This is a genomic window from Streptomyces sp. NRRL F-6492 (assembly GCF_001280125.1).
Lineage (GTDB): Bacteria > Actinomycetota > Actinomycetes > Streptomycetales > Streptomycetaceae > Streptomyces.
Map to the genome: position 1 here is coordinate 96,052 of NZ_LGEG01000046.1, position 6,476 is coordinate 102,527.

Genomic DNA, 6,476 nt, shown 5'->3' on the forward strand with positions numbered 1-6,476 from the left:
GCGGGGGCGCCACCTGGGCTGCGAGGGTGCCGCTTGGGCCGGGAAGGTGACGCCCCGGGCCGGAGGCGCCGGCTGAGCCGACCGGTGCTATCCGAGCCGGTGGCTGATCGTGCCGCCGGTGGAGGAAGGAGCGGCCAGGCTGCAGGCGACGGTGTCCGAGCCGAGGAGGTGGCTCGTCCGGTACGGGTACTGGACGAAGGTCGTCCAGTGCGTGCCGAGCGGCTGTCGGGCGGCCTTGCGGCGCAGCGGCTCGCGGCAGAGTTCCGCGGCCGCCTCGCGTACCGCCCGGTCCGTGGCGTAGCGGCCGACCAGCCGGGGCCGGGCGACGAGTTCGGCGGAGTGCGGCGTGTCGCAGGGGCGCCGGACGGCGGTGCCCGGCGTGGCGCGGTCGATGTCGAAGCAGTCGCCCACGCGCAGCGCCTCGAAGGAGACGGGCCGCCCGGAGCGCCGTTCGTCCCTCGATCCGCCGGAGGGGGCCGGGGTGGTCCTCGTGGGGGCGGTGCTCCCGGTCCTGGACGGCGTCGGTGACGTGCTCGAGCGGGGGGACCGGTCTGCGGGCTCCGTACGTACCGGAGTGCCGCCCCTCGCGGCCGCGGTCGCCGGGGCGCCGCTCCGTGTCGTGCCGGGCGTCGGCGTGTCGGTGGTTCCGCCGCCGGACGCACCGGCCGCGTCGGGTGAGCGGCCGGCACCGGTCGCGGGAGGGGTGGTGTCCTCGGTGACGACGGGGGGCGGCGCGCCCATCGGGTTCCCGTCGTTCTCCCCGCCGCCCCGGACGGCCAGGAAGGCGGTCGCCACCAGGGCGGCGGTGAGCAGCGGGACGAGCGGCGTGCCGACCCAGCGGGCGCGGCGCGCCGCCGGTAGTGGCCGGGATGCGGCGAGCCGTCCGGGACGGGAGGACGCCCGGGGAGACCCGGCGCTGGACGCGAGGGGTTCGGCGGGGCGGTCCCCCGGCGGCGGGGCGGCGGTCGGCGGGTGCGGCACGGGGACCGGGTTCGCCGGCGGGTGGCCGGGGTGCCGGCGTTCCCGGTCGGCCGGGCGCCGTCCGTACAGCATCGTGACGACCGCCGAACGCGCGCCCCGCCGCCTCTCCGTCATGGCCGTCCTACAGACCCAGCTGGCGCTCGGCGCCCTCGACGGTCTGGGCGAGGAGCACGGCGATGGTCATGGGGCCGACGCCGCCGGGGACCGGGGTGATGAGGGAGGCGCGCTCGGCGGCGGACGCGAAGTCGACGTCACCGATGTTGCCGGGGTTGTAGCCGGCGTCGACGACGACGGCGCCGGGCTTGATGTCCTCGCCCTTGATGAAGTTCGGCTTGCCGACGGCGGCGACGAGGACGTCGGCCTCACGGACGACCGAGGAGAGGTCCCGGGTGCGGGAGTGGCAGTAGGTGACGGTGGCGTCGCGACCGAGGAGGAGCAGACCGGCCGGCTTGCCGAGGATGGCGCTGCGGCCCACCACGACGGCCCGCTTGCCGCTCAGTTCGACGTCGTACGCGTCGAGGAGGCGCATGATGCCGCCGGGCGTGCAGGAGACGAAGCCGGGGAGGCCGAAGCCCATGGCGGCGAAGGAGGCCGTGGTCACGCCGTCGACGTCCTTCTCCGGGGCGATGGCCTCGAAGGTGGCGCGCTCGTCGATGTGGGGGCCGACCGGGTGCTGGAGGAGGATGCCGTGGACCTCGGGGTCCCGGGAGAGGGCGGTGATCGCGGCGACGAGCTCCTCGGTCGTCGTGGTGGCGGGCAGCTCGACGTGCTTCGAGCGGATGCCGGCCTTCGCGCAGCGGTTCTGCTTCATCTTCACGTACGTCACGGAGGCCGGGTCCGCGCCGACCAGGACGGTCGCGAGACAGGGGGTGACGCCGGTGCGGCGGGTGACCTCGGCGGCGCGGGCGGCGGTCTCCTCGACCGTGCGGCGGGCGAGGGCCGTACCGTCCATGAGGGCGGCGGTGCTGGTGGACATGGCATCTCCTGGGCGTCGTCTCTGACCGGTGGTTCGCCCAGGCGCACGGCATTCGGCAGGGTCGCGCCGGTGGGCGCGCTCCGCCGGGCCGCTCCCCGGTGGTGATCCACCTCAAGCGCCAGTCACGGCCCGGGCCCCACTCTACGTGAGGGGCCGGGGGCGAGTCTCGGACAGGTCCGGGCCGGGCTCCGGCGGGTGGCGGGCGGCCGCGCGGAACGCATCGCCGCTGACCACTTCCGGACGTCGCCGCGCCGGTCGTCGACCGGATCCCGGTTGTGTGGATCCGGAATCGATCCCCTTGTTATTCCTGGCAGTTAGTGATCAATTCAAGTACTCTTCGATCGCGCCGGGGGGCGTTGGGGGCACCCGGGCCCGATGCCCTGGGGGTGTACGTGTTCCGTGCCGCAGTGCTCGACCTTCCGTTTCCGCCGCACAGCCATCCGGACCGGGAACCGGCCGCACTCCTGCACCGGGAGTGGCTGAAACGTCACGAAGGGCTCGTCGGGACCGTCGACCAGTCGGTGTACGACCGGTGGGACGTGCCGCGGCTCGCCGCGTTCACCAGTCCCAACTGCGCCACCGGCGATCTCGCCCTCGCCGCGGACCTGCTCGGCTTCTACTTCCTCTTCGACGACGGGTTCGACACCGGTCTCGGCCGGGCCCCCGCGCGGGTGGCGGAGGTCTGCACCCGGCTGACGGCCCTCCTGCACGGGGACGGCCCCGAGCCCGGCAACCGCACCCCCGCCGAGCGGGCCTTCGCCGACCTCTGGGAGCGCAGTGCGCGCGGCATGTCCGCCCGGTGGCGGGCCAGGAGCGCCTACAACTGGGAGTGGTACTTCGCCTGCCACCCCGCCGAGGCCGCCGGCCGGCTCTCCAAGCGGCTCCCGGACCGGGAGGGCTATCTGGCGCTCCGCCGGGGCACGGCCGCCATGGAGACGCTCTTCGACATGGTCGAGCGGCTCAACCGGTTCGAGGTGCCGCAGGAGGTGCTGCACCATCCGACCTTCCGTCTGATGCGTCAACTGGCCGCCGACATACCGTCTTTCACCAACGACGTGCACTCGTACGCGCAGGAGCTCGCCCGGGGCGACGTCGCCAACATGGTGATGATCGTCCGTGCGGAGCGCGGCGGCACCCCCGAGGAGGCGGCCGCCGAGGTGATGCGCGAGGCCCAGGCGATGGTCGACCGGTTCGTGGAGCTGTCCGGCCAGGCCGCCGGGATCTGCGACCTCCTCGGGCTCTCGCCGTCCGGGCGCGAGGCCGCTCGCCGGTACGTCGACGGCCTCGCGTCCTGGATCGCCGGCTACCACCGCTGGGAGGTCGACACCGGCCGCTACGTCGACTGAGGGGCCCGTACGCGCACGCGTACGGGCCGCTCGGTCTGGGGCAGGCGGGTCAGACGTCGCGCCACTTCGCCTGGCCGAAGGAGAACACCCCGAAGAGGACGAGTCCGAGGGCCACGAGGACCAGCAGCCACGGTCCGGCGGGGGTCTGCGCGAACGAACGGATCGCGTCGTCCATGCCCTTGGCCTCGTTCGGGTCGAACTCGATGGCGGCCTTCAGGCCGAAGAAGCCGATCGCGGCGAAGACGAGCCCGCGCCCGACGCCGCCGGCGATGCCGGTCACGTCCATGAAGCGCTGCTGCTTCTTGGACATCGTGGCCCACTTCAGGTGCTTGCGGTACTTCCGCATCACGGCCCGGCCGCCCATCCACAGGCCCGCGCCCAGGAAGCCCACGGCCGCCGCGCCGACCAGCCACTGTCCCGCCGGCAGATCGAGGAGACGGCCGGTGATGTCATGGCTCTGCCGGTCGGTCGAACCGGCGCCGCTGTTCCGGTTCCCCGTCGCGAAGGACAGGACGAAGAAGGCCGAAACGCCGTAGAAGACGAACCGGGCGGCGGACACGGCCCGCTTGGTCGGCTTGTCGCCCTTCGGGCCGGCGCTGCCGAACAGGGCCTCCGAAAGCCGCCACAGCGCCATTCCGACGAGTCCGATGCCGAGGGCCCAGAGGATCACGGCTCCGAACGGCGTCCCGGCGACCTGCGCGAGGGCACCGCCCTTGTCGGCCTGCTCGCCCGTGCCCGTCAGTCCGATGCGGACGGCCAGGATCCCGATGAGCAGGTACAGGACTCCACGGGCGACGAAGCCCGCCCGCGCACCCGCTCGTACCACGTCCCCACGGGCCGCTCTTCTCGCGACGGCCGTGGTCGACCCCCCTGCGCTCATGCCCATTCACCCCTTCTCGGATCGGAAGGACCGGGTGCCCCGTCTTCTCCGTTCGAACCCCTGCGGCGTGTTCGAACGCCTACCGGCGGGTGGTGCGCGAGCCGGTGCGCACCACCGTTTGCGGCCCTCCGGGGCCCGGCGGAGACTGGGCGGCATCGGGGGGCCGATCCGGAGAGGGCCTGGCACGATGGGCGCATACGCTGACCTTCCTGGGGTCAGGACCTGGTACGAGACCGAGGGCGACGGCGACCCGCTGGTGCTGCTGCACGGCGGCTTCTGCACCAACGAGACATGGGGCGCCCAGCGGGCCGACCTCGCCGGCGAGTACCGCCTCCTCCTGCCCGAGCGGCGTGCCCACGGGCACACCCCCGACGTGGCCGGGCCACTGTCGTACCAGGACATGGCGGACGACACGGTGGCCTTCCTGGAGCGGGTGGTCGGCGGTCCCGCCCATCTGGTCGGATGGAGCGACGGGGGTGTCGTCGCACTGCTCGTCGCCGCCGCCCGGCCCGATCTGGTCCGCAGGGTCGTGGCGATCGGAGCGAACTTCCGCCCCGGCCCCGAGTGCTTCGCCGATCCGGCGATGCTCGACGCGATGACGCCCGACAGCCCGGACATGGAGTTCTTCCGCGAGATGTACGCGGCCGCCACGCCGGACGGCGCGGACCACTGGCCGGTGGTGGCGGCCAAGGTGATCGACATGTGGCGGACCCAGCCGACGCTCACCTCCGGGGACCTGGGACGCGTACGGGCGCCCACCCTGGTCATGGTCGGCGACGACGACATGATGACGCTCGAACACACCGCCGCCCTCTACCGCGCGCTCCCGGACGCCCGGCTGGCCGTGGTCCCCGGGGCGTCCCACCTGGTGCCGTTGGAGCAGCCGGACCGGGTCAACCGGATGATCCTCGACCACCTGGCGCAGGACGCCGCCGTCGAGACGATGATGCCGGTCCTGCGCGCGGCGCCCGGCACTCCGGGCTCCGCTTCCGGCTGATCGCGGGCGGAGCCGTACGGGGCGGGCTACGCTCGTGGCCATGGCTGGTGACGGTGGGTACGAGCGCGACCGGAACTACATCACGACAAGGATCACGGCCGACGGCCGGGACGGCTACCCGGTGGAGCCCGGGCGCTACCGGCTGGTCGTCGCCCGCGCGTGCCCGTGGGCGAACCGGGCCGTGATCGTCCGGCGCCTCATGGGCCTGGAGGAGGTCCTGTCGATGGGCATCGCCGGGCCGGTGCACGACGAGCGCAGCTGGTCCTTCGACCTGGATCCGGACGGCCGGGACCCGGTCCTCGGCATCGAGCGGCTCCAGGAGGCGTTCTTCCGGCGTGATCCGGACTACGCGCGCGGGATCACCGTGCCCGCGATCGTCGACGTTCCCACCGGCGCGGTGGTGACCAACGACTTCGCGCGGATGACGCTCGACCTGGGCGGTCAGTGGACGGCCCATCAGCGGGACGGGGCGCCGGACCTCTATCCGGAGAAATGGCGCGCCGAGATCGACGACGTGGCCGAGAAGGTGTACCGGGACGTCAACAACGGTGTCTACAAATGCGGTTTCGCGAGTGGCCAGGAGGCGTACGACAAGGCGTACAGGAGGCTGTGGGACCGGTTGGAATGGCTGGAGGAGCGGCTTGGGAACCGGCGCTATCTGGTCGGGGACACCCTCACGGAGGCCGACGTCCGTCTCTTCACGACCCTCGTGCGCTTCGACGCCGTCTACCACGGCCACTTCAAGTGCAACCGGCGCAAACTGACCGAACTCCCCGCGCTGTGGGGTTACGCGCGGGACCTGTTCCAGACGCCCGGTTTCGGCGACACCATCGACTTCGAGCAGATCAAGACGCACTACTACGTCGTCCACCGCGACATCAACCCGACCGGGATCGTCCCCCTGGGTCCGGACACCCGGAACTGGCTCTCGGCGCACGGGCGGGAGGAGCTGGGCGGGCGGCCGTTCGGCGACGGCACGCCGCCCGGGCCGCCCCCGCCGCCCGAGCGGGTGCCGCCGCTCGGCGCGGGCTGAGCCGTACGCGCGCCTGCCCCCGCCTCGTTCGCGCGCCCGTCCCGCCTCGTACGCGCGTCGGCCTCGCCCCGTACGCGCGTCGGCCCCCGCCCTGTCACGGGCGGGGGCCGACGCGCGGGACGCTCAGGTCAACGGTTCGGGACCGGGTCCCGGCGGGGGCAGCGGGCGGGGAATGACTTCCTGCCCGCCGCTGCCGAAGAAGCCCTCCGGGTTCCAGGTGGAGTTCAGGACGACGAGCCGCTGCCCGCGGCGCACCCCCAGGG

The 6,476-nt window shown here is 73.3% G+C and carries 6 protein-coding genes and 1 riboswitch; of the genes, 3 read left to right on the plus strand and 3 right to left on the minus strand.

The annotated features are described in order from the left end of the window. Positions 1-87 precede the first annotated feature (87 nt). Both ADL08_RS06670 and ADL08_RS06675 read right to left on the minus strand, forming a co-directional pair. Complete coding sequence (locus ADL08_RS06670) at positions 88-1,095, minus strand: hypothetical protein (protein ID WP_053641120.1); 1,008 nt, start codon at positions 1,093-1,095, stop codon at positions 88-90. A 7-nt stretch (positions 1,096-1,102) separates the two neighbouring features. Then, positions 1,103-1,957, minus strand: a complete 855-nt coding sequence (locus ADL08_RS06675; protein WP_053641121.1) for a bifunctional 5,10-methylenetetrahydrofolate dehydrogenase/5,10-methenyltetrahydrofolate cyclohydrolase — start codon at positions 1,955-1,957, stop codon at positions 1,103-1,105. Positions 1,958-1,985: 28 nt separating this feature from the next. Then, a riboswitch (ZMP/ZTP riboswitch) is annotated at positions 1,986-2,093 on the minus strand. A gap of 256 nt (positions 2,094-2,349) precedes the next feature. Between ADL08_RS06675 and ADL08_RS06680 the strand changes: the two genes are divergently transcribed. Next, on the plus strand, positions 2,350-3,303 hold the full coding sequence (locus tag ADL08_RS06680) for a terpene synthase family protein (protein ID WP_159043152.1): 954 nt from the start codon (positions 2,350-2,352) through the stop codon (positions 3,301-3,303). A 49-nt stretch (positions 3,304-3,352) separates the two neighbouring features. On the opposite strand, the gene ADL08_RS06685 is transcribed toward ADL08_RS06680, so the two are convergent. Then, positions 3,353-4,183, minus strand: coding sequence for a DUF1206 domain-containing protein (locus tag ADL08_RS06685; RefSeq protein WP_053641132.1), 831 nt, complete (start codon positions 4,181-4,183; stop codon positions 3,353-3,355). Between the two features lie 187 nt (positions 4,184-4,370). Here ADL08_RS06685 and ADL08_RS06690 point away from each other — a divergent pair, with 187 nt between their 5' ends. Together ADL08_RS06690 and ADL08_RS06695 are read left to right on the plus strand one after the other, a co-directional pair. After that, positions 4,371-5,180 carry an alpha/beta fold hydrolase gene (locus ADL08_RS06690; protein ID WP_053641123.1) on the plus strand — a complete coding sequence of 270 codons (810 nt, stop codon included), beginning with the start codon at positions 4,371-4,373 and terminating at the stop codon, positions 5,178-5,180. 40 nt (positions 5,181-5,220) lie between these two features. Next, complete coding sequence (locus tag ADL08_RS06695) at positions 5,221-6,213, plus strand: glutathione S-transferase family protein (RefSeq protein WP_053641124.1); 993 nt, start codon at positions 5,221-5,223, stop codon at positions 6,211-6,213. Positions 6,214-6,476: the final 263 nt, after the last annotated feature.

Excerpts from the sequence above, each read along its gene's own strand:
- ADL08_RS06685 (WP_053641132.1), bottom strand. The coding sequence starts at position 4,183 with ATGAGCGCAGGGGGGTCGACCACGGCCGTCGCGAGAAGAGCGGCCCGT.
- ADL08_RS06675 (WP_053641121.1), bottom strand. The coding sequence starts at position 1,957 with ATGTCCACCAGCACCGCCGCCCTCATGGACGGTACGGCCCTCGCCCGC.
- ADL08_RS06695 (WP_053641124.1), top strand. The coding sequence starts at position 5,221 with ATGGCTGGTGACGGTGGGTACGAGCGCGACCGGAACTACATCACGACA.
- ADL08_RS06670 (WP_053641120.1), bottom strand. The coding sequence starts at position 1,095 with ATGACGGAGAGGCGGCGGGGCGCGCGTTCGGCGGTCGTCACGATGCTG.
- ADL08_RS06690 (WP_053641123.1), top strand. The coding sequence starts at position 4,371 with ATGGGCGCATACGCTGACCTTCCTGGGGTCAGGACCTGGTACGAGACC.